The organism is Tamlana sp. I1, assembly GCF_015355625.1.
In the GTDB taxonomy this organism is placed as follows: Bacteria; Bacteroidota; Bacteroidia; order Flavobacteriales; family Flavobacteriaceae; genus Pseudotamlana.
This window is the reverse complement of the sequence record NZ_JACLAF010000004.1, coordinates 99,876-123,675: the sequence shown is the minus strand read 5'-3', so window position 1 is coordinate 123,675 and position 23,800 is coordinate 99,876. Positions and strand designations below refer to the sequence as shown.

Annotated in this window: 21 protein-coding genes; 6 read left to right on the top strand and 15 right to left on the bottom strand. The window is 32.6% G+C overall.

Features of this window, described 5'->3' with window-relative positions:
• Positions 1-479 precede the first annotated feature (479 nt).
• The 9 genes from H6X70_RS04745 to H6X70_RS04705 form a co-directional block, all read right to left on the bottom strand.
• A complete protein-coding gene (locus tag H6X70_RS04745) occupies positions 480-4,529 on the bottom strand; it encodes a two-component regulator propeller domain-containing protein (protein ID WP_194766524.1) in 4,050 nt (1,349 codons plus the stop codon).
• A gap of 127 nt (positions 4,530-4,656) precedes the next feature.
• Entirely contained in the window at positions 4,657-5,703 is a 1,047-nt protein-coding gene (locus tag H6X70_RS04740) for a GntR family transcriptional regulator (protein WP_194766523.1), read from the bottom strand.
• 371 nt (positions 5,704-6,074) lie between these two features.
• The gene (locus H6X70_RS04735; RefSeq protein ID WP_194766522.1) at positions 6,075-6,881 is read right to left on the bottom strand and encodes a DUF4138 domain-containing protein; all 807 of its coding nucleotides are present in this window, start codon (positions 6,879-6,881) and stop codon (positions 6,075-6,077) included.
• 3 nt (positions 6,882-6,884) lie between these two features.
• Complete coding sequence (traM, locus tag H6X70_RS04730) at positions 6,885-7,808, bottom strand: conjugative transposon protein TraM (RefSeq protein WP_194766521.1); 924 nt, start codon at positions 7,806-7,808, stop codon at positions 6,885-6,887.
• Positions 7,798-8,412 carry a conjugal transfer protein TraK gene (locus H6X70_RS04725; RefSeq protein ID WP_194766520.1) on the bottom strand — a complete coding sequence of 205 codons (615 nt, stop codon included), beginning with the start codon at positions 8,410-8,412 and terminating at the stop codon, positions 7,798-7,800. The genes traM and H6X70_RS04725 overlap by 11 nt, the downstream gene beginning before the upstream one ends.
• Positions 8,413-8,442: 30 nt before the next feature.
• Complete coding sequence (locus tag H6X70_RS04720) at positions 8,443-9,285, bottom strand: hypothetical protein (protein ID WP_194766519.1); 843 nt, start codon at positions 9,283-9,285, stop codon at positions 8,443-8,445.
• A complete protein-coding gene (locus tag H6X70_RS04715) occupies positions 9,285-9,866 on the bottom strand; it encodes a conjugal transfer protein (RefSeq protein ID WP_194766518.1) in 582 nt (193 codons plus the stop codon). The genes H6X70_RS04720 and H6X70_RS04715 overlap by 1 nt, the downstream gene beginning before the upstream one ends.
• Positions 9,867-9,877: 11 nt before the next feature.
• Complete coding sequence (locus H6X70_RS04710) at positions 9,878-12,277, bottom strand: TraG family conjugative transposon ATPase (RefSeq protein WP_194766517.1); 2,400 nt, start codon at positions 12,275-12,277, stop codon at positions 9,878-9,880.
• 323 nt (positions 12,278-12,600) lie between these two features.
• The gene (locus H6X70_RS04705) at positions 12,601-12,888 is read right to left on the bottom strand and encodes a hypothetical protein (RefSeq protein WP_194766516.1); all 288 of its coding nucleotides are present in this window, start codon (positions 12,886-12,888) and stop codon (positions 12,601-12,603) included.
• Positions 12,889-13,065: 177 nt separating this feature from the next.
• Here H6X70_RS04705 and H6X70_RS04700 point away from each other — a divergent pair, with 177 nt between their 5' ends.
• Positions 13,066-13,710 carry an N-acetylmuramoyl-L-alanine amidase gene (locus H6X70_RS04700; RefSeq protein ID WP_194766515.1) on the top strand — a complete coding sequence of 215 codons (645 nt, stop codon included), beginning with the start codon at positions 13,066-13,068 and terminating at the stop codon, positions 13,708-13,710.
• Between the two features lie 43 nt (positions 13,711-13,753).
• On the opposite strand, the gene H6X70_RS04695 is transcribed toward H6X70_RS04700, so the two are convergent.
• The 5 genes from H6X70_RS04695 to H6X70_RS04675 all read right to left on the bottom strand — a co-directional run bounded on the left by H6X70_RS04695 (position 13,754) and on the right by H6X70_RS04675 (position 18,785).
• The gene (locus H6X70_RS04695; RefSeq protein WP_194766514.1) at positions 13,754-14,416 is read right to left on the bottom strand and encodes an ATPase; all 663 of its coding nucleotides are present in this window, start codon (positions 14,414-14,416) and stop codon (positions 13,754-13,756) included.
• Positions 14,413-14,910: a hypothetical protein gene (locus tag H6X70_RS04690; RefSeq protein WP_228530261.1), complete on the bottom strand. Its 498-nt coding sequence runs from the start codon at positions 14,908-14,910 to the stop codon at positions 14,413-14,415. The genes H6X70_RS04695 and H6X70_RS04690 overlap by 4 nt, the downstream gene beginning before the upstream one ends.
• A gap of 48 nt (positions 14,911-14,958) precedes the next feature.
• Entirely contained in the window at positions 14,959-15,237 is a 279-nt protein-coding gene (locus H6X70_RS04685; protein ID WP_194766512.1) for a helix-turn-helix domain-containing protein, read from the bottom strand.
• Between the two features lie 273 nt (positions 15,238-15,510).
• On the bottom strand, positions 15,511-16,302 hold the full coding sequence (locus tag H6X70_RS04680) for an RteC domain-containing protein (RefSeq protein WP_228530260.1): 792 nt from the start codon (positions 16,300-16,302) through the stop codon (positions 15,511-15,513).
• A gap of 80 nt (positions 16,303-16,382) precedes the next feature.
• Positions 16,383-18,785 carry an aminotransferase class I/II-fold pyridoxal phosphate-dependent enzyme gene (locus H6X70_RS04675; protein WP_194766510.1) on the bottom strand — a complete coding sequence of 801 codons (2,403 nt, stop codon included), beginning with the start codon at positions 18,783-18,785 and terminating at the stop codon, positions 16,383-16,385.
• A 201-nt stretch (positions 18,786-18,986) separates the two neighbouring features.
• On the opposite strand from H6X70_RS04675, the gene H6X70_RS04670 reads away from it, so the two are divergent.
• The 5 genes from H6X70_RS04670 (at position 18,987) to H6X70_RS04650 (ending at position 22,313) form a co-directional block, all read left to right on the top strand.
• Positions 18,987-19,364 (top strand): hypothetical protein, encoded by a 378-nt coding sequence (locus H6X70_RS04670; RefSeq protein ID WP_194766509.1) that lies wholly within the window; start codon positions 18,987-18,989, stop codon positions 19,362-19,364.
• A gap of 4 nt (positions 19,365-19,368) precedes the next feature.
• A complete protein-coding gene (locus tag H6X70_RS04665) occupies positions 19,369-20,349 on the top strand; it encodes a helix-turn-helix transcriptional regulator (RefSeq protein ID WP_194766508.1) in 981 nt (326 codons plus the stop codon).
• 105 nt (positions 20,350-20,454) lie between these two features.
• Positions 20,455-20,886 (top strand): MauE/DoxX family redox-associated membrane protein, encoded by a 432-nt coding sequence (locus H6X70_RS04660; RefSeq protein WP_194766507.1) that lies wholly within the window; start codon positions 20,455-20,457, stop codon positions 20,884-20,886.
• Positions 20,883-22,031, top strand: a complete 1,149-nt coding sequence (locus tag H6X70_RS04655) for a hypothetical protein (protein ID WP_194766506.1) — start codon at positions 20,883-20,885, stop codon at positions 22,029-22,031. Before H6X70_RS04660 ends, H6X70_RS04655 begins: the two co-directional genes overlap by 4 nt.
• Before the next feature lie 30 nt (positions 22,032-22,061).
• Positions 22,062-22,313, top strand: coding sequence for a DUF6520 family protein (locus H6X70_RS04650; protein WP_228530259.1), 252 nt, complete (start codon positions 22,062-22,064; stop codon positions 22,311-22,313).
• A gap of 70 nt (positions 22,314-22,383) precedes the next feature.
• Here the strand turns inward: H6X70_RS04650 and H6X70_RS04645 are convergent, their stop codons facing one another.
• Positions 22,384-23,796 (bottom strand): TlpA family protein disulfide reductase, encoded by a 1,413-nt coding sequence (locus tag H6X70_RS04645; RefSeq protein ID WP_194766504.1) that lies wholly within the window; start codon positions 23,794-23,796, stop codon positions 22,384-22,386.
• Between the last annotated feature and the right edge of the window lie 4 nt (positions 23,797-23,800).

The following is a 23,800-nucleotide window of genomic DNA, read 5'->3' as shown; positions in this document are numbered from 1 at the left end:
TAAGCGGATAGCTTATAAAGTTTTATGATAACAATTTTACAACTTCGCTTAATTGGTTCTATCCTGTTTTGTATGGTTACCAGAACTTATATTAATATTTTGTTAAAAAAAACTAATTATTAAATTCCTATGATTATTAAAATTCATTTTGACACCATTAAATACACATGATTTAAATTTCAACTTTAATAAAAGTATATCATTGTTAAAACGATAAGAGCAATCATTAATATTAGAAAAAGCTCTAAAGTTTTTTGATTTTTAATTTTCATGGTATCTAGAGTACATTAGAACCTTTATAATAATTTATTAAGCTAAAGTATTTTGTTTTTTTAACCGTTAACTAGGTCAAAATTAAGAAATCAAAGGTGTAATTTTGTACGCAATAAGGTGTCTGAAGTACTAATTTATCTTATAATTAAGGTGTTTTTTTAAAAATTTAATCAAAAAACACCTTAATTCTTAACAAAAATAAAAGTCTACGAAAAAGTCTTAATATATTGGGTAGGAGTTTTATCAAATTTATTTCGGAAACATTTGCTAAAATATTTAGGGTTTTTAAATCCTACCATATAGCTTATTTGAGAAATACTATATTGATCTTGCTCTAAAAGATCGGCTGCTTTTTTTAATCGAATATGCTGAATAAAATCTTTAGGGGTAAAATCGGTCCAAACCTTTATTTTTTTAAATAACACGGTTCTACTAACTCCCAATTCTTTACAAAACATGGGTATATCAAACTGCTCATTAGAAATATTTTTTTCTACAATTTGAAGTGCCTTTTTATATAAATTTTCATCTATCGATGATAATACCAAATCCTCAGGCATTAAATCTTCGTTAGCATTTATTTTTTCTTTTACACGAGAGATAGAATTTAAAAGATTCTTTACTCTTAGCGTAAACTCCTTAACATTAAAAGGTTTACTTATATAATCATCTGCACCACTTTCTAAACCTTCTATTTTATAGATTAATGAAGATCTAGATGTTAATAAAATTAATGGAATATGACTCGTTCTAACATCTGTTTTAATTTTGGCACAAAGTTCGGTTCCTGTCATTTCCGGCATAATGACATCACTTACAATTAAATTTACATCTTCACGTAAGGCTATTTTATAGGCCACTTTACCGTTTTCGGCTTCCAACACCTTATAATTTTGCTTTAATAAACTTCTCATAAACTTCCTGAGCGGTTTATTATCCTCAACCAATAACACGGTTAGTTTGTCTTCTTCTTTTAAACTATCTAAAACATCGTCTTCCAATATGACTTCGGAATCTGATAACTGGTTAACGTATTGCTCTAAGTCGTCACTAAATTTAAAATCGTGAATAATATCGGCATCGCTTAAATGTTCTCTTCCTTGTTTTAATTCAACCGAAAAAACACTTCCTTTACCTTCTTCTAAATTGTCTTTAACTTGAATTTTACCCTTATGTAAATTTACTATGGTTTTAACTATAGACAACCCAATGCCTGTACCCTTGTTATAAGCATTAACTAGCTGCCTATTGGCATTCAATTCAAAAAAACGTTCAAAAATTTTGTCTTTAAATTCCTCGGCAATACCCACCCCTGAATCTTCTACTTGAATTATAACCGTATCTTTTTCCTGTATAATTCTTATTACTATTTTTCCGTTTTTTGGTGTGTATCTAAAAGCATTCGAAATTAAATTGTAAAAAACCCGCTCTAGTTTATATCTATCGATGTATACCAATATTTGATCTGAAGATGTAAAAAATTCGTACTGGTAATTGCCGTCTTTAGCATATTCAGAAAAGGATAAATAAATTTCCTTCAGAAACTTAACGATATTTATTTCCGCGGTTTCTAATTTTATGAAGTCACTTTCGATCTTTCTAAAATCCATTAATCGATTTATGAGTTGTAATAAATGATTAGAATTACTTTCTATCACTTTTAACTTTTTATACATCTCACTACTCCCCCTATAGTTTTCTAAAATCTGACTTATAGGCCCAAGAATAAGAGTTAAAGGTGTTCTAAATTCATGAGAAATATTAGTAAAAAATTCCAGTTTAGATTTATTGTTTTTCTTAATTTGCTCCGCTTCCAATTTCTCCAAAACCAACTGATTTCCTAGCTTCTGTCTAGATTTTAGTAGGTTGAGTAGATAATATAAAATTGAAAAAATAACTAAACCATAAAACAAAAATGCCCACCAAGTACGCCAAGGTGCCGGATTTACTTTTATTTGTAATGATGTTGGTTCCGTATTTTCAACATCATCATTATTTATCCCTTTTACCTGAAAAACATAGGTACCTGGATCTTGAATAGTATAGGACGCTGAACTTTGAGATGTTTCTATCCATTCGTCTTCTAACCCCAGCAACCTATAAACATAATGGTTATTTTTAGCATTTAAATAATTAGGAATAGCAAAAGAAATATTAAAATTACCTTGGTCATGAGATAATTCTAATTGGTTTGTATAAGAAATAGTTTTATTTAATAACCCCTCTTCTCCTCCAACATGTAGAACTTTATTTTTAATTTTAAAACTTGTTAAAACAACTTGTGGTGAAAAAGAGTTTTTAATCAATTTATCTGGATTAAAACACACAACACCTTCTGAACCACCAAAAAATATATAGTTTTTAAAATATTTAAAACTTGCATTATAGTTAAACTGGTTGCTAGGTAATCCATCCTTTTGCGTATAATTAGCTACTATAATATTTTCTCTAGGATTAAATCTTAAAATACCTTGATTTGGCGTAGATATCCAGAAGTGACCTTGTTTATCTTCAACAATACTTCTAACACCTTTTACCGGTTCATTATCTTCAATTTTTAAATTAACTTTTTTAAAGGTATCACCTTCTAATCGAAATAAACCTTCTACTTCTGTGCCAGCCCAAATCTGATTATTAGCATCATTAAAAACACAAGTTATGGTGTATTTTGCCTCTTTTTTTTCTTCTAAAAAATAATTACTAATGCGATTCTGAGTGTCTATTTTGCTTAATCCTTGGAAAGTACCGACCCAGAGGTTATCACTAGAATCTAACTTTATAGTCCGTACTATATTATGAGTTAGCCCTTTCTCTCTGTTTTGCATGTTTACGGCAATAATTTCAAAAGTGTTATCAATCAAATTATAACGAATTACACCTTTACCTAAAGTACCAATAAATATTTCATCAGACCTTTGTGCAATGCTACTTACCCCCACATCATCCAACAATTTAATGACTTCATTTGGTAAAATTGTAGTATTAAATTGTTTTGATTTTAAATCGTAAACAGCCACTCCTTTATTAAAAGTACCAATCCAAAGTTTACTATCATTATCCTTAAATAAAGCCTTAATATTATCACTAGGAAGTTCAGTAGTGTTTTCAGTATTTATATATTTATAACTTCTAGAAACCGTATCTAATAAGGTTAAACCTCCTCCTTCAGTACCAAAATAAATACTGTTCTTAAAAGTCTCTATGGAGCTAATAGATTTAAAACTCAATCCACTATTCCCTGGTCTTTGAGTAATTTTAAGAAAATTAATATTAGACTCGTCCCAAATATTGACACCTCCGTAATAAGTGCCTATCCAAATAGAACCTTTTGCATCTTTAAAAATTGATTTTATAAAATTATCATTGATTGACTCACTATCGTTAATATTTGTATATAAAGTAGTTATTTGTTTGTTTTTGTTTGCGATTTGCAAACCTTTATATGTGCCAATCCAAAGATTCCCGCTTCTATCCAAAAGCAGTTTTCGTACATTTCTATTTAATCCTTTTAAAGATTTTTCTTGGAAATAAGGAGAAATGGAATCGTTAACCAAATGATATTCTACAATGTGATGTTCTTTAGTAGCCAATAGAACACTTGAATCGTCAGCTAACATCATATCCTGAATTACATATTTTTCAGTATTCTTTATAGGTTGAATATTAATATGATTATTTTCTTCAACCTGAATTTTTAAGAGACCTTTATTGGTGCTAACAGCTAGTAATTTTTGAGAAAGTTTTTGTACCGAATATATAACATACCCCTTTAAAATAGTGGTAAACGTATCAGTACTCCTGCTGTAAATAGAAATTCCAGAAGATGTTCCAAACCAAAGTTTATCTTTAGAAAAATCACAAATAGAAGTAATTCTATTATTTGTAATGGATGTATGGCTAGTATCAGCTAGGTATCTCGTGAATCTATCTGTTTTAGGATTATATTTATTAAGACCTAATGCCGTTCCAATCCAAATTAAACCTTCTCGATCTACCTCTAAACAAACAATATCACTACTTGACAATGAGTTTAATGTATCACTATGCCTATAAACTGTAATATTGGTACCATCGTATCTATTTAAACCATCTCTTGTCCCAATCCAAACTTGCCCCAACGAATCTTGAGTAATAGCCATGGCAGAGTTTTGAGATAAACCATGTGCTGTAGATACAGAACTAAACTTGTATATTTCATTCTGCCCATTAATGTACCAGGATAGTACAAAAAGCACTAAAAAACACATTTTTCGCATGTGGCAAAATACAAATTTTGCAAAAAAATAAAGTAAAATCTACAAAACTATTTTCAAATCACATCTTTACTAAATAATCTTTATTTTCGATTATAAAACAATATTGTAAAATTTAAACAGTGATTAACTATATTGATTTACGATCAATAAAATTAAAAGGCACCTTAATACGTCCCATGTCATTATTTAAAATCATTTTAGCGGCAGTTTCTCCCATAACTTTAAAATCTGTTGACATTACTGTTATTCCTAATAAATCTTTTAATGGTGTATCGTTGTATGAAATCACCCCTATGCTTTCGCCTAAGGACAATTCTTGTTCTCTAATTTGAGTTATTATATTAACGAGATCAGCTTCTTCTATGGTAATGAACAAATCACCTTTCTTAAAAACCATTTCATCACAAACTTCATTTAAAATTTCAAAATCTATATCATTTTCTAGACAAAATCTTCTAAAGCCTCTTAATATACGTCTAGGATAAGGATAAATCGATTTTTCAGGATAAATAAGTACTAACTTTTTATATTTTGATATTTTACTTTTCCCTTTATCTAAAGCTTCATATATATCTTTATCAAAATCTTGATAAACAGCTCTTACATCATCTTCAAAGGGCCCTCTGACGTTATCTAGAATTAGTAACTTATTTTTAGGAATAACATTCATAGCCTCTAGCACCTCATTTGTATAGCTTGTATGTTGCATGTTTTCATTTTTAAAATGAGGCATTACAACATAATAGTCATACGCCATTTTATTATTTTTCAATGCATTTAAAAACAGAAATTCATCGCAATGGTAAACCACCAAATCCATTTTCGAATTTAAACCTATCCTATCCATAAAGGAGTTATAAATTTGCATTTTATAGGTACTTAATTTATTGACCAAAAAAAGTATATTTAACTTACAATTGGTTTCATTTTTCACCACATAATAACCACGTCTGTGTATCGATTGGATAATATTTCGCTCCTTCAAAACATTATAAGCTTTTTCTACTGTATCTCTAGATAAGTAAAAATCCTCGCTAATCATATTTATAGATGGCAATCTTTGATTCAATTTAATATTTCCATTTGAGATATTTTTAATTATAGAATCAACAATTTGCTGATACATTGGTAATCTCGAATTCTTATTAATTTCGATATAACTTAAAATTTCCATATGCTTCAAGTCTTAATTTAGTTAGGTTCACAATTTATTAAGCTTGAAGTATTGTTAAGTACCGATTAGGGTATCTAATAGTACCAACCCTATTAAATTAGTACTTAGAAACCAACTATTTTAGGGGTTTCCATGTTTTACACCACATATTTTATAATACTTAATGGTTAAGAAAAGCTGAATTGAAAAAATAATAAATTCCTGAACTTCTTGTTACCAACCATACTTATACAGTTAACTTCCAAAAAAAAAAAACTAAGTTCAAAAAATAAATATGAGTGAATTTTTACTGCAGCATTTCTCAATGGTTTTTAGAGATTATTAATGGAAATTCGTTACAACTCATATAGCTTTAGAAATATGAGCAAATTTCAATAACTTTTATTGGTTTTTACAAGCACTTTTCTTCCTCCATTTAATTCACTTAATTCAACCATAAGTCTTTCATTATCCCCAAGCACGAATTTTGGAAGTACACAAACAAACCGTTTACCTTCGTTTGCTTTAATTTGATTTGGAATGGTTTGATGATACATTATATTCTGCTGTAAACGTTGAAAGGATGCTTTCCTTCTCTTATTTCCACTAGTAATGTAAACATTTAGGTAATCGACTTCAAAATCTATATGTGATTTGTTCTTGATTTCAATGACTAAATAAACTTCATCCTTATGATAAGCCACATCTTGCAACTGCACTTTAACACCCTTTCTTTTTTTTGTTTTGATTGCAGTTGTGTTTCTGCTCAATAAAAAATCACAGAAATTCTTATAATCTTTAGATTTATTTGTGATCGTTGAAGATATTGAGTCGTCTGTTTTTTTATCTATAATCACTGGTGATTCTGTTCCAATACTTTCATCTAAACCAATAAAATAATTCAATTTCGTAATGTGTTCCTTATATTTCAAAATATAGGAATACACTTGACCATTTTTGGTTATGGATATTAAATTACTCTCTTTTCCAGGTGTTGCTTGTAACAGACCAAAATATTGTTCCTTATCTCGGTTATAGGTAAACACAAAATGAGGTGCTCCAGTAACGCCCTGGCGGATGGGCTCAGTAAAAAACAAGGCGACATTTTTATGATTGTTAGCATAAATCGTATCTAATCTTTTTTGCCCTATGAGGTCGCATGATAGTAATATCATGGCTACAAATACATATACTTTCATGAGTTATGGTTTTAAAATGAGTTGATAATTATCAGCAATAGTTACTTTAACAGCTCTATTTCCTCTTTGGAATATTTTCTTTATACCTCCTACTTGTGGTACTCCCGTTATATTAATATCCTCTACAATATCAGCTACAATCTCCTGACTTGCTTCTGCATGAAAACTGTTTTCGATATAGACGCCCTCTGTGCCGTCTTCTAAATCAAAAGCTTTAAGTTTTACAGGATGGTGGTTTATATTTTGAATTTTTATTATGGTTCGGTTGGGTTTGAAACTGACAAACCCATAAATGTTTGTGTTTTTTGGATAAACACGATTATCTATTCTTGCTGCTTGAGTTAAACGCATCCGTAGCCTGAAATTATTACGAACGGTTTGCGTTCCATCTACCTGGGCATAAATAAAGGCATCAGTAGTTTTTAAAATTTGGTTGTCATTGACTACTGGGTTTGAAGCGAAGAACAACTGATGCTCCAAAGCCAACTCCTTTGCCATCGTTTCATAATCTACTACTATTTTTTCAGGTATAGTATCTACACTTTTTCCTGCTTGTTGCTCCTGATTTTCTGATGACCTATAATTTCTTTCCGAATAGCTTATCCTTCCTTTATTGTAGATACTATCTACCATCCGCATTTTTTCCTTGCTTAATAATTCGCTATCATAAACTCCCGTTGAGTCTAACAAATGCTCATCATAAATACTAGGCGCATTGGTTTCTCGAACTTCTTTTAAATCATCAACGGCTTCTAGTTTCGTCTCATATTCCTTTTGATCATCTGGCAAGTCTGGAATAGCAATGTCATTGTTGTCTATAATGGCTTCATTATCGCCTCCCATAATGGTCATACTGTATCCTGCTATAAATAAAATGATACTGACTAATACGGTTATAAAAACGATTTTCTTTTTATCAATTTTCATTATCAATGCGTTTTAAGGTGTTTTCAAAATAATTGGTAATCAAAAGGCCGTGGGGGTTATTTGGAAAGTGCCTATCCACATGAATTAATTTACCTGTAGTCGTCATTTCATAAGTGTCAATTATTGACCCACGATTGATTTCAAATACAGTTTTGGTTTCAAAGGCATAGGGCTCTGCTTGAATATCAACCTTAGAATGGATGCTAATCACCTTTTGTAATAAAGAGTATTGCAACAAGCGATTATAGACACCATCTGCCTTCTTTTGTCTGTACAATCCATCTACCGTACTATTGCCCAACCACAAGGCTTTCTCTAAATTTTTCTCATAGTTGCTGGCGTCAATATTATAAAAGTAGCGATGAAAGTTTTCTAAATGCGCCAATACTTCAACTTCAAGATTCTCTTGATGAGACACGAATTTTAATGGAATGACCTGCCCCTCTGTGTTGACGACAAAGGCATTATTAACGGTTTCTTTATGTAGTAAAATCACAAGTACTACAGAAACCACACAGGTTATTACAGCTCCTATTATTACGGCTAACACAATGAAACGGTTGAGCTTTAGTACACTAAAAATGTTTTTATACGGTGTTTTCATTTTCTTAAATATTTTATAACTGATTACCCCCTAGCCTCCTATAAACAATTTGAAGACAAAAGTGCTGGCCTTTCGATAGAGTTTGAATTTTAAAAGCACAATAAATCCAACTGAGGCAAATTGTAGGAGCGGCGCAAAAAAATCACTGCCCCAATCGGTTCCAAACAAGTCTACCCAGAAGTGCGTATTGATTTCTGTGTACAGGTTATTAACAAATACATTCACCAAAAAAAAGGCTGGTACTAGCATGTACACACCTGCATAGAGTTTGAAGAAATTATAAGCTAAGGTTCTAAACTTTTCAAATACTGCTAAACTAATGACCAAGGGAAAAAAGGCTTGCATGATACCCAACAAGAAATAACGCTCTGCTAAAAACAGTGGATAAATGAACAAGTCGAGTAACCATAAAAATATTCCCATGATAAAGGCTATCGCCTTTAAACCGTATAATGGTGTTACTAAAGCTTCATACAATAAGGCAAATGCTTTTTGGGCTGCTTTCAATGGCCCTACATCCTGCTCTAAATCTAACTCCTGCATTTGTAAAGGCAATAAGACTGGTGCTGTATCACGATATTGTGTTTCAATAGCAACCAAAAGGGCATCGAACACATTTAATACTTGTGTTGAAAAAATAACTAAGATTACTACGGCAAAATTCTTTGCTAATTCTGATGGCGTTAACCCCCATGTAAAACCTGCGTTGGTGGCTATGCCTTCGTTGTATTTTTTTAGAATATTTATCAGAAAGAAAAGAATGGCTAGAGTTTTCATTCCTGTGATGGTATACTGCGAAAAATCACTGTTTTTGATACTTGTAAAAACAGCATCCACGTATTCTAAACCTATGCCCAATAAAATACCAGCCATTAGTAATTTGTCTGTCTGTTATTGATGATATCTTGCATTTCTCTAAAAGCGATAATCTCGCGATAGCGTCTAGTCTTTGCTTCTATTTCTGCGACCATATCTTTTGACTCTCTTTCTTTTTCTTTGAGGACTTCTGCGCGTTCTGCATCTGTCATTTTAAGGGTGCCACTAGAGAGAATTTTATCTATGTATTCTAAGCTATCCATAGAGTTTTCTATAATGGCATTAAATGAGTCTGATATGCGATTGACTTCATCCGCTTTGATATAGGGTGAGTTTAATATCTCTCTTAAATCGTCTTGTACCAAATCAAAAAGACGTTTATTATTCTGAGTGAGTTCTTTAACAGCTTTGAGCTGTGTAATGGCATTGTTCACTTTTTCTATATTCTCCTTTTGAGTCTTTAGAAACTGAACCGTTTTTAAGAGCTGTGAGGTCTGCTTGGCTGATTCAATTAAAGACTTGGCAAAACTGATAAAATTGGTATTGTCGTAAACAGGCATACCTTGTGCCGTCAGTGATTGGGAAGTAAATACACTTACTAATAAGGTAAGCAGTAAAATTCTAATGTTTGATTTCATAACTTTAGTTTTTAAGAGTTAATAAATATTTTAATGGCTTCTTCCATACTGTTGGTTTGTTCGTATAAGGTCATTATGGCCTCGCTTTCTTTTCCATCTGTTAAGTATGCTGCATAAACTTCTCTAGGGACTTCCAACCTGAAAATGTTACTTTCTTTACCTATTTTAATAAACATTTCGGTGTACTTCCTTGCTCCTGTTAAATTATTACGAATGGATCTTAATTGATTCATATCATGACTTGACAGGTTCAATCGGTTTTTTAATTCGTCATAACCTTTCTCGTTATTGAGGCTGTAAATAACTTGGGTGTTTTCTAAAATACTGGCCGATGTAGAATTATTGGGGAGTTGATTGATGGATTGCAAAATAACACCTATAGCACCGTTTTGCTTTCTAATGGCTTGATAATAGAATTCGACACTTTCTAGTACATTTTCAAATTTGAGCTGTTTGGCGAATTCATCGAATAGTATGATGCCTTTTTCTGCTTTATTCCGCCAAATGGTACTTTGTATGGCTGACTTAATGAGTTTTAACATCACCGAAAGTATTTCTTTATTGTCCTTGACTTCATCCAACTCAAAAACAATCAGCCTTTTATCTTCTATTTTATAGGTCTGGGCTTCAGTGACATCAAATAAGAAACTATACAGTCCATCTGCTACATATTCAGACAGAATATGTAAAAAGTTGTACACATTGAAATAGGCTTCTTGTATTTTTAGTTCTTCTATGAGGGAATCTTTCTTATCATCTACAAACTGATATAAGCTGGCTAATGAATGGTTAGAGTGAACCGTCAGGTAATAGTATTTTAGTACTTTCTTTATAGCAACTTCTTCTGCTTTTGTGGTGTCTTTACCTAAGGCCAGTAGTTCTAAAATAAAGACACCTAAATCCTCCAAATGTTCGGGAGTTAGTGCTTTATCTGAAGCTCTATAGAAAGGATTAATCCCTAAATTCTTTCCTTGCTCATAGCGTAAAATAATATGATCATCGGGGTAAAGTTTTGCAAACTTGGAATAGGAACCTCCTAAATCAATGACCACTAATCTGACGCCAGATTCAAAATACTGACGTAAAATATTATTGGCTAAAAAGGACTTACCTTCTCCTGTGGGAGCAAAAATGGCAAAATTCCTGGCCTTAATGCGTTTTTTACCCTCATCCCAAACATCTTTTAGAACGGGTATATTATGCTGCCTGTCATTAAAAATAATACCAGTGGCATCTGTTTTGTAATTGCTGTTATTGATATATAAACACAGAGCGTGTTTTAAATCGGTTACATAGACATCTTCATTCGAAAAATTAGATGAAAAACAACAATACGAGTTCAAGAAATAATGCTTGCGCTCTTCACCTTTAGGGTAGTAGGGCAAGATATCCAATTCTTTAAATTCGGCCTTTATTTTGGAAGCAATTCGATTTAAATCTTGGGCTTGTTCCGTCCAAAATATAATATTCAAATGCCCTCGAATTATTCGAGAACTATCATCTTCATTAATAATTGCTGTAATGGCTTCAATCTTTTTTAAAATGACTTTATTCTGCGTTCCAAAATTCGAACTCTTCTTGAGTTCTTCGATTTTTTTATCGAGATGCTTTTGCCATTTGTGCTTATCATCTAAGTAGATGATTTGATTAACCATATGATTTTCATGGATACTAAGTCCTAGACCGTCTATAAATCCTTGATGAAAAGTGTAATCATCGGATGTGAATTTTTCGTTGGTTTTACTACTTTGTACGACATCTCCAAAACAGCGCTCACTGTTTACGGCCAGTACATCAAAATGATGTTCCCCTACAGAAATATCGGATTTTTTAAGCTGAATATCGGTATCAAAACCGGTGTTAAAGCCATTGAAATACGTGTTCGTAAGTGAAAAAATTTCATTTTCATCTAAAGGCGTTAAAGTCAGTTTACGGCTGTTATTTATATAGGAAACAGCATCATTTACCGCGTTAATGAATGCTTTTATTGTATGATCTAAAGGCTTATGGATGCCTTTTTCTATCTTCCGAAATGGATTGATAAACTTAGCTGCGTTGAGTGAGCCTCCCAGTGGCAACACAAAAAACAAATAGGATGCATGTTTGAGGTATTGACGGCCATTGAAATAATCTGCTGTGGCTTTTTCTAAAAAGCTTTCATTTGGTAGTACCGAACCATCATACTCAGCCTTCTCATAAATATCTTGTTTATGTATGACCGTGCTTACAGGCAATGATTTAAAAGCCTGGAACCAGGTTCCATGAAGGTCTTCAAAATCCTTTTCAGATAAACTGTATATTTCAGGAAGATTGGCCTTATAACACAGTACCACATGACCATTACTCGCAAAAAGTACATGTCCTTGAACATCTAAAATGGGATGGTATGACGATAGGTTGAGTTTATTCATTTGGATAAGATTTCAATGACACAATCATTTTCATAGTTTAATCCTGTAACTTTCTTATTACTAATGGTCCTAGGAAAAACTTTTTTAAAATGTATTAAGGCTGGGTTCTTAACTAACTGGATGAGGCTGATGTATACTGTGATATTTAGAACAATGGCGCCAACCACTATGAAAAAACTAAAAGAAAAAATGATGACTAGTAAGGAGACAATAACTAAGGTCATCATCAGGGCGAACATCGCTATGGGCAATCCCATTATAACAGCACTTTTTCTAATATTCTTATATACCTCATAGGTTTTCATAAGCATGGTGGTAATAGATTAAACTACAATCCCTATTAAGTAAGTAAAGATTCCCACTACTGCCCCTGCTATAAGGACAAAGACTAACACACGAGTAATCCCCTTTTTTAAATCGGCATTTTCTCCGAAGAAGTGTCCGGCATTAAACAGGAAGCCTATAAGAAAAATGACTCCTAAAATAATTGGGAAAATTGATCGAATGGTATCCGAAACATCATTTACTGAATCTTCGATACCTCCAATTTGTGCAAATAATGCCTTGGAAATTAGAGCGAATAAAAACGTGAGATACATTGATTTTTTCATGTTAAAAAGGTTTTAAATTATTACTGATTTCTCTTTATGAAAATTACAATATATTTGTTTTTAAAATATTGATTTACAGTATTTTATGTGAATAATATTTTTTAATCCTGTTTGATTTTAATTGCAAACAAATAGCCTCAATCCTTATGACTTTTCCTTCTAAAAAATCAAAAAATCATGAAAGTAACTTTCAAAAACAGGCTCCAAAACGTCATTTTTCTTCTAGTGATACTAAAATCTTGTCTGTGTTTTAGTCAAATCATAGCTCCTAAAAAAATCATTGTAATTGACCCTGGTCATGGTGGAATGGATCCTGGTGCTCTTGGTGTTCTTAATGTTAGAGAGAAAGATGTGGTTTTGAATTTGGCTAAAGAGATTGTACAGCTAAATAAAAGCGTATTGGATAGTCGGTTTGAGATACACCTCACACGACACAACGACACGTTAATCGCATTAAAAGATAGAAGTCAATTCTCCAAAAGATTAAAGGCTGATGTCTTTTTATCCCTACATTGCAATGCTGCTCTTAATTTTGCTTACGGGATGGAAGCTTATGTTTTGGAAAAGGCTTCTGTGAATGGGAATTATTCCTTGAACCTGGCTTCATCGCTATTAAAGGAAGTTAATCACAACTTAGGTTTTAAAAATCGTGGTGTAAAATACAGTAATTTTCAAGTGCTTCGAGACACTGCTCCTTTTTGCACTTCTGTACTATTGGAGATTGGTTTTATTACCCATGATAAAGAAGCAGCTTATTTCCTTAGAAGTAAAAATACCAGGGCCATGGCTTTGGCTATTTTAATGGGGTTATTAAAAAGTTGATTTAAAAAATCAATGCATTGTTTATTAAAGGAAGATCCTCGATTTACTTCCGTTTATCTCCAGTATTCTTATCAAAAGCGACTAAATTAAAAACCTCGCGCATACGCGAACGCACCCGTTTGCCGTAACGTTCTTCCAACTCTTGAGCATTCAAATTTGTGGTTACATGAGTTTTTAACTTGGTTGAAATAAACAGATCATAACGCGAGAGAATGATTTCTCCCATAACATTACAGTCTTTGCCATAGTGTCTCCCAATGGGTTCTACACCCAAATCATCAAAACAAAAATAATTTCCGTTACCATAGTCTTCTATCGTTTTATAGCCTAGATGATTGAATCCGAAAACTATATTTCGAGCTGGAATTATCTTGTAGGCTTTTTGATGCGGAACCACATATCTCAACAATTGCATCAAACTGGTTTTGCCGCAGCCTACCGGTCCCGATAAAAGGATTCCCTTGTTTAAATCCAAACCCAACTTTTTACAGTTGACTTCATCTTTGATCACATAATTGCATAATTTGAATAGAATATCTCGGTCTTCTTCAAATAACCTAAATTTCTGTCCGTATACCGACTTTCCTTTGGATTCCAAATAAACCAACATTTGCTCAAAATTATAAGTGATTTGGTTTCCTTTAATTTCACCTAAAACAAACGACTCACTCCCTTCGACGATGATATGTGGTTTAGATTTACTCATAAAGGCTCATTGTAATTTTTATCGGATCTGGTCTTCAAGTTGTCCTGATACGGGACAACTTCGGCAGGTTTGTCTTTTGTTTTAAAATCTTTAGTATTTAAATTTCTAAAATTTTCTGGTTTGTTTATGTTTTTCTTGTTTTCTATAGTTTGTATTTGTTTGTTTATAGATACCAACGCTTGTCCACTGCTTGTCTCGATTTTGGTACAACATGGGTCCAGCACTTGTTCATTGCTTGTCCCAAAATTGAACATCTTAACGCGACTACCTTTAAATGGATTGTGAGTTGGCATGTATAGCAAATAACTCCAATCGCTTAACTCACGAATACAGCGGTGATACGTCGTTTTAGAACCTATTTTGGCATAGCTCATAACTTCCTCTCGACTCATATAAAACTCATCCTTAAAATAATTGTTATTCCAAACTTGAAATAAGGCAATATACAGGCTAATGTGTGTCGGATTTAAACGTGTGTCTTTAGAAAATTGCATAAAAACACCATTCAAATGTTTAATATAATTGATATCCTCCAAAACAGATTAAAACTTATTGTGAATTCTGTTTTGTTCAAAAAGCTTTCTGATGTCTTCATAATCATAATACAAAACACCACCAATTTTAGTATACGGCAAAGTACCGTTTATTCTTAAATTTTGTAAGGTTCCTGGAGAGATGCCTAGAAGTGTTCTGACTTCTGGAGACTTTAACCATTTTTTTGCCGGTTGTCCAGTACTGTTATCTAATAAAAGTTTAATGTCTTCGAGTAATTCTAGTTTAAATTCTCGAAGATCTTCTGTAGTAATAATCGTTGCGCCCATACTTTTGTGTTTTTGTTAAAAAACAAAGCCGCCAAGGGTTTACATTTTTAAATGACGACTTTGCATTGATTTGACTTTCGTTTAACAAAATTGAACTGATTATTCGTTTTTTAAACCATAGTTCATCCCAAGGTGGGTGTTTTTTTTAAGACAGTATTCTAATACTAAAAGCATCCATTTAAAGGGTTTTAATAGGTAAGCCCATGTGTTTTGAGCTTCATATAAGGAATTTATGCAAGTTTTTATTTCTCCCAACTTGGGAACAACTTGGGATTATTCATCGGCATCTTCAAATCGTTGGTTTAAGACTTCAATGAGTCGGTCTAAAAACTTGGTTTTGCTACATTTCCTGGCTCGTATTTCAATAAAAGTATGATAGTAATTACCTAAATCTATATTAAAACTTTGTTCAAACATAATGGCCATTTCTTTGATATCGGCTGTTCCACTGTTTATGGTTCCACTGCTATGCAATGCATAAATCAATTCTATTAATTCTGTTTTGCTTCCTGTCCAGAAGAGTTTAGGTGTTTGCTTCATGAGAGATTTTTTAGCAACTTGTGTGTTATTTTCTAATTTTTCGATTTCTTGTTGCAAATACACAATAAGCATATCAAAAGCCATAATGGTCGCTACAGCATAATCTTGACATGTCGAAAACTCTTCATCTATAAAAAAATGAAAGGACTCCGTTGGAGAACGTAAATCGGATTGTCCTCTTATAAAATATTGCTCGTCCAGAGTTGTTGCTCCCCGACGGTGATAATGGTAAAACTCCAAATTGTCATTAAAATAATTTTGTAATTTATTAATTTGACCGTTTAAATATTTCACCTGAAATTTCGAACTACTTCTTGGGCGTTTACTTTCAATATGATATAACTTGACATAATAGATAAGCTTACTAAGTATTTGGGGCTTTATATGCTTAAAAAAATGTATTTCCTCCTCCATGGAACTAAATCCATGTTTTAGCACGCGCTTACGAAGCTGTTTGATACAACGCTCCGTATGCGCTATCCCTGTTTCAGCAGTATATAAAACATCCTCGTTTCTACACTCCAAAACATCTAATTTTGTCTCAAATTCATTGACCAGTTCTTGATACCCCATCTAAATAAAATCCCCTATGCTTAATAAAAATTTTATTCTAATGTGCCCATAAGCTCCAAAGTATAATTATCTAAGGATTGAATGTATGCATACTGATGCTCTATTGTAGCTCCTAATTTTCTTTTTTCGAAAGATGCGGTCATTCCCAAATCTATCATTTCAAACTTAAGCTCAATAGACCGCTTTATCGTTTGATACAACAGTTGTCTGTAGGTATAATATTTTGATAAAGCACTATAGTCCATACCTACAAAGGCTGGCACATAAACCTTGTTGCTATTTTTATAGCACAGCATAACACCTATCATGTTTTCTGGCACTTCCTTCAAACTGATTATGATAAATTCCCAACTGTTATGCGTTGACATGCTTTTAAAAAGTTTTTCTGGAAAGGAAAATGTGTTTAACCCTAAATTATTTTGATGGACGTTTTGATACAATTCCTGAATTTTCTTGAGCTGATTTGAAGTACAAGTTTGTACTACATCAATACACAATTTGGGTTCCAATTCTAAAATTTCTTTTCTAAAATGTCTTCGGTTTCTTGAAGATAGTTTAGCTACATAGGTTTCTACGGTTTCTTCTTGATCCAATTCAATTATACAAGTATGAGGCATTTGAACACGTACAAAACCTTGACCTTGGAAATAGTTGTGTAAAAAGTTACCCTTCGGAAAATCACGAAGAACAACCATTTTAGCTTCAAATTCTTGCTCTAGAGTTTCTATAGATTTCATAAGCATCCCTAAAGCTTGATTCTTTTCAGGGTGGGCTTCATTTAAATACATATGGTTTCCTTCTGTAAACAGGCACCCCATACTTAAAACTTTTGAAGTCAAATAATAGGGATCCGTTTTCCGGATGTCTTCTATCTTTTTTGATGCGCTAACTTTAGCTAACATATCATCTTTCCATAATCCTACTGTAAAGAAAGTGACTAAAACTGGAGTCTGTTGGGAATCACAAATTACGAGGTACTTAAATGTCCAATTATGTTCTTTAGCTTCATTGTCACGGAAGACTTCTTCTAGAAACCTAAGCCCCTGCCAATCAAAAACACCTTGTTTCCCAACTGAACTATTCCACTGATCTTTATTGATTTTTAAAATGGAATCCTCTTGTGTTATCGTGAGGTTAGTATTTTGTTGTTCTGCTTCGATTTCTTTGGAGGGATCTTCTAATTTAAAGGCTCCAAAAACACGACTTCTATTCGTTTGTGTTTCTTCCAAAGATTTTGGAAAATGATATACCATGGCTTCAACTAAGCTTTTAATTTCAGCTTTTTCATTATGCCTGGATATAGTTAAACGTACCCCTGTGTTTTTTACTGGTACTGCTGGAAAAATCCCAAGATTAACATAGAATCCTTCTTGCATTAATCGATTTACAAAGTTATAGCCTGTCTTTGGCATCCCTGTCCCTATAAAGAATACTGGTGAATGGTTTTTATCAATTAAGGGTAAATCCGTTTTTTCCAAAAGTGCGTTAAAGTAGGCTACACGTTCGCCCAAATCCTTTTGTAACTCATAAATTTCTGGACTTAAATGAATTTTTGCTGATGCCGTTGCCGCTGCAACTGAAGCGGGTTCTAACTGTGCCGAAAAGGTTAATGGCCCACCGAATGTTTTTATTTCATGATACATTTTCTTATTTGAACATACCAATACGGCTCCACTAGCTCCGAAAGTCTTACTCAACGTTCCAAATAACAAAGTGTTTTCTGCTACTTCTCCTAGTTCTCCTAAGGCATAACCTGTACCGTTTTTGCCTGTCCAACTCATACCATGAACATCATCTATATATAAATGTAATTGTGGGTATTTTAAACTCAGGGCTTTCAAGTCTTTTAAAGGAGCAAAATCACCATACATAGAATAGATGCCATCAGCCATATACCAAATTTTCTTTTTTTTATCTGTTAGTCTTTTTATTTTGTCTTCTAACATATTCAAATCATTATGTCGAATCATGTCAATTGGAACACTTCTGTTTTTTAAAACTTTAGCTGCACTTTGCACACTCCAATGTACTTGATGATCTAATATGATAGCATCTTCATCACTTACTGCATTTGGTATCACCCCCATATGTCCCAAGGTGCTGTTCTTTGTGATGATAATTGGAGCTTGATACATTTCTGTGATGTGCTGCTCTAATGCTCTGTATAATGGATTTGAAATATAAGATTTCGATAAAGGGAATTGGGTGCCATATTTTGAAATGGCTTCTATAGCTGATGCCTTTAGGCGTTCATCTTGCTCTAAACCCAGATAACCCGTGGTTCCAAAATGAAAGAGTTTCCGATTATTTACGCCGATTGTTCTTCCTGAAAAATCATCACCTTCTGCGTATAAGTGCATGATTCCTTTTTGTTTTGCGTCTGTGAACACCTCATTTACGGTGTCTAAAAAATTGTTGTGTTTGATTTTTGCCATGATGTATTTTTTTATTTCATCATTTAATTTAATATCATTTGTAGGAATTTATAAAATAGACCACCTTCAAAATCCCTTAGAATCAAATTTTAATCCTAAATAGTCAAATAAAACTTAACAATTGCGGTACTTTTTAGAACACCATAAAATACTTCATTGATTATTTTGTAAGTTTATATTCAATTACCAGTTTTCTAAATCATGAGAAATTATTTTGAAAATGACTATACCTCGTATAGATTTCATGATCATATATTGCATATCGTTTATCATCATGGCGTTTACATCGACCTAAATGCGGCTGTCCAAATTGTTAAAGACCGATTATCGTTACACCAAGGCCTATACATACCAGTGCTATGTGATATCAGAGGCATCAAAGAGATTAATAAATCAGCTAGAGCGTATTTGGCCAGGGAAGGATCAACACTAATTAAAGCTGTTGCTGTTATCGTAGAACCGCCTGTTTCTGAAATGATGTCTGAATTCTATATCAGAACAAGTAATCCTCCTATCCCTACCAAATCATTTGAAAATACTGAAGAAGCTATGGCTTTTCTAGATTTATACAAAACCTAAAAACATGGGGAATAGTAAAAAGCATAGAATCCTTCATATTAATAAGATGCTCTTAGAAATGGCTTCTGGGAATTTCTTTTACCGTTTAAAGCGAACTAATAAAAACGATCATCTAGAAGCGGTGACTATATCCTTGAATATGCTGGCAGAAGAAATCCAAAACGCCATGCTCCATGAAGGTTACGTAAACTCAAATGACCCTATAACTGATATAGTTCAAATGAGTTTTATCATTGATTATGAGGGATATATTGAACTTGCAACCCAGAAATCCAGTACGATACTTTCGGCTTTACACATCGACATTATAGGAAAACCTTTAAGTGATTTTATAACGAAAAGCTCTCAGATCCACTGGAATAAAATTTGGAATAACATTAATCAAAAAGATATTTACGATACTACTTTAGAACTTAATTTTAAAACGAAAGACGGCTTATACATTCCAAAAACCTGCTATATCACAACCTTCATTGATAAGCACAAAAATCAAAGAAAAACACTACTTACAGCCATCCACCGTGTTAAAAACCAAGACAAACTTGACCATGAGTTAAAAAAACAAATCATAAAATTTTCTGATAAAAACAAACAAGAAAACGATGGTTTACCAACTCCTGAATTAAAACCTAAAATTCGTCTTACTTTTGAAGACATTCGTAAAATAAGAGAAGGCCATGACATCATCATTAACAACCTAGAAAAACCATTACCTACTATTAAAGAGTTTGCCCTACAGTTAGGTACTAATGAGTTTAAATTAAAATATGGTTTTAAAGAGCTTTATGGAACCTCTGTACATAAGTTTTTGATGCAGGAACGCCTGAGAAAATCAAAAATGATGATTCAGTACAGTAGCGAAGCTTTAATTTCTATTGCTAGAATGACAGGTTTTAAAAGTATTGCTCACTTTTCTAGAGCTTTTAAAAAGCATTATGGATACCCTCCTAGCCAACTTCGAAAAACTCCTATCGAAGCTAAATAATGATGACATTTTAGCACCCTAAAAAACAAATCCCTTAGAGTCAAAAACTTATCCTTTAAAGAATAATGTTAAACTATAATTTTATACCATCAAATATCAAATGGTATGAAATGGTCTCAAAAACAAACAATTCTATTTACGGAAACAATTTCTATTGTCTTCGTTATTTTATTTGTTTATGCCGCAGTAAGCAAATTTCTTGATTATGAGAAATTCACTATTCAAGTGAGTCAATCTCCAATACTTACATCAATAGGGCATTGGATTGTATTTCTGATACCAACTATGGAAATTGTTATTGCAATGCTTTTAGCATTACCTCGACTTAGGCTACTTGCTTTATATGCCAGTTATAGTCTTATGGTCATGTTCTCAACATATATCTTGATAATTCTCGAATTTAGCCCTTTTATACCCTGTGCCTGTGGCGGAATTTTAGATAGTATGGGATGGACGGCACACCTTATTTTTAACCTATTCTTTGTGGCTATTGCAACTATTGGAATTCTACTTCTAACACAAAAATCAGTAACATGAAAACAACTATTGTAAAATTAATAACATGTGCTTTTCTAAGTATCACTACGGTAGTATGTTTATATGCTGTATCAGATAAACTTACCCATAGACAAAACAGTTTCCATAGGTATTTTCCTCCGCACCCTATTTTATTAGATACTGTAACGCAAATAAAATTCAATTCCTATTATTTTTCAGGATACGATGCTGTAAGTAATAATATATATCTAGGAAATATTACAGCACCATTACATTTACTAAAAGTTAATACTCAATCCAAAGACACCTCCCATATAAGCGTTAAAATCGATTCCAATTCATTAAAAAGGTTCTATGCTAAAAGTAGAATATCGGTAACCCCACCTTACTTCTATCTTTTAGATGGAGTAACTCCTAAACTGTTAAGAGGAAATATTTCATCTTGGAATGCCAATGAGTTCATTTATGATAACGCTTATTTTAATCAGGCCATTCCTATAGGCCCTAAATCATTGGCCATCCGTTCCATTGATGCTGAAAATCATGAATTGATTTTAGGAAAGGTGACAAACAAACCGCCAAATGTCCTATTAGCCCCCAACTTACTAGAAAAGCAATTGGATGGTATTTTTTGCACTGATGGATCTTTACTCTATAATACTAAACGATCAAAATTAATCTATATATACTACTACCGTAATGAATATCTTATCATGGACACAACCATGCAATTAGTTGATAAAAGAAAAACTATTGACACCAATAGTATTGCTAAAATTAAATCAAAAGCAATAGACCACTATGATTCAAAAACCATGGCAGCCCCTCCTTTCTTAGTAAATAAAAATAGTTACACCTATAAAGATTACCTCTTGATTCATTCTAATTTAATGGCTAAAAATGAAAGCAAATATAAATTTGGTAATTCTTCGGTAATAGATGTTTATAATTTAAATACTAACACTTACGACTTTAGTTTTTATATAGATTCCTTTAAAGGTTTTAAGCTCAAAAGGTTTATGATTACAGATAATCATTTACTAGCCATACATCACAACTACCTTGTAATCTATGAATTAAACCAGAACTGGTTTTCAGAAATGAAACCTGTTTCAAAACAAAATAAAGATAATATCGCGATAGAATCAGGAAATAGAAACACTGAACACCTGTATAAAAAATAAGTGTATCTTATTAATTTAATTTTAGAAAAGATGAAAAATTTAAAAATCATTTTGCCTGTAATGGCATTCATGTTTGCTGTAGCTTTATCATTTGCCACGGCAACTGAAACTAGTCCCGCACAAATGGGAGAGTATGTAATTTCTAGCAATCCGCAAGCTTGTCAGCCTGTAGATGCTGGTTGTGAAGGAGAAGGAATTACCTGTACATTCCTTGGACAACACGTCTATGCTGTTAAAAACGGAACTACTTGTAATAATTTATTAGAAAGAGATCCTGATTAATTTTAAAATAGACAAAACCTTGTCTTAAAAAGGAGTTGGTAGTGACTTGCTACCAACTCCTAATTTTACTTTAATCAGATATGACAAGGACTCTAAATTCCTTGTGGGCAATTTCCATTTCAAAACCTTGTTTTTTTAATGCTCCTTTAATAGCTTCAAAGTCCGATAGCAACACAGATGTTTCAGGTATATCTATGTGAAATTCTAGTCCTGTTTCATTAATAATAGGCATATTTAATTTCGATTTCACCATATAAAATATCGAATCTATGTAATTATCCACTGAAACATTTTGAAAGGAAAAATTTGTAAATCCATCAGATTTCAACCTATAATCACCTCCTTTTGTTTTCAATTTTCTTTTTGCCTTTTCTAAGACGGTTAAGCGCCAATAAGGCAACATCCGTTTCTCTATTCTAACTTGATATCCAAAATAGTTTTTCAGGTCTCCTTGCATCATGCCTTGGAGATTCTCTGAAATGGCCTTTTCAGGAGGTACAATAAGGCTATAGATGAACAAGTTTTTTCTAGTCTCATAATTTACACCAGAAAATAAGGACTTATCTTTTAACTCCAATATCAACTGATTATAATCTCGCTCTTTTAAATATAGATAGTCATTCAATACCCCTTTAGAATTAATATATCCAAAATAGGCTAGTTTGTATAAATCCGATAAAGTCGCACTTCCCTGAAGCCATCCCTTTTTTCTATAACTATTGTCACGACATACTGCATCAATGGTATTTGATATTCTAGGCACTCTAACCCCTTCCTTTTCATAATGAGTAAATAACGATCGGTACAAAAATGGAGGATTTTTAACCCTTTGACCATTGGATTCAAAGGGCATAAATTGATCTACCTTTTCTGTTATTGCTTTTTGTCGAGCTTCATATGAAAGGTCTCTAAAGAAGAAATCTTTTTCTGCTAAAAACAGCTTGACTTTTTCTTGATCGATTGCATTGGTTATGGCCTTCACAATGCCTTTTGAATCTATATAAATAATACAAGGCACTTTTGATTCAGGCACAAAACGCTGAAACAAAACCGGATCAAAGGCTACAGGGATTTTCAGCCCTTGTTCCTGCTTAAGGTTTGAGTATAACTCCTTAAGATTCTCCATTCCAGGTTCCATTCCTAGAAAAACATGTTTACCAACTCCTGCATCTGCTGCTTCTCCTCCAACTAAAAAGATGTTTATTTTTTCTCCAAATTGTTGCTTTAACCCATTTACCTTGGTAATGTTTCGAACAGCACTTGGACAATAACGGCTCCAAAAATAAAGAATAGTTGGTTTACCCTTCAATTCTGAATAGGTCGTTCGTGTCTGGGTATAGTCCATTATATTTTTTATTTCAAAATCTAGAATAGGCTTACCTATTTCTGGAAAGTGATTCGGAGACTCTTGAGAATTAAGACTTAACCCAACACTTAATCCCATAAAAAGCAGCCCAAGCATAGTTTTAATTTTATACTTCATGGTT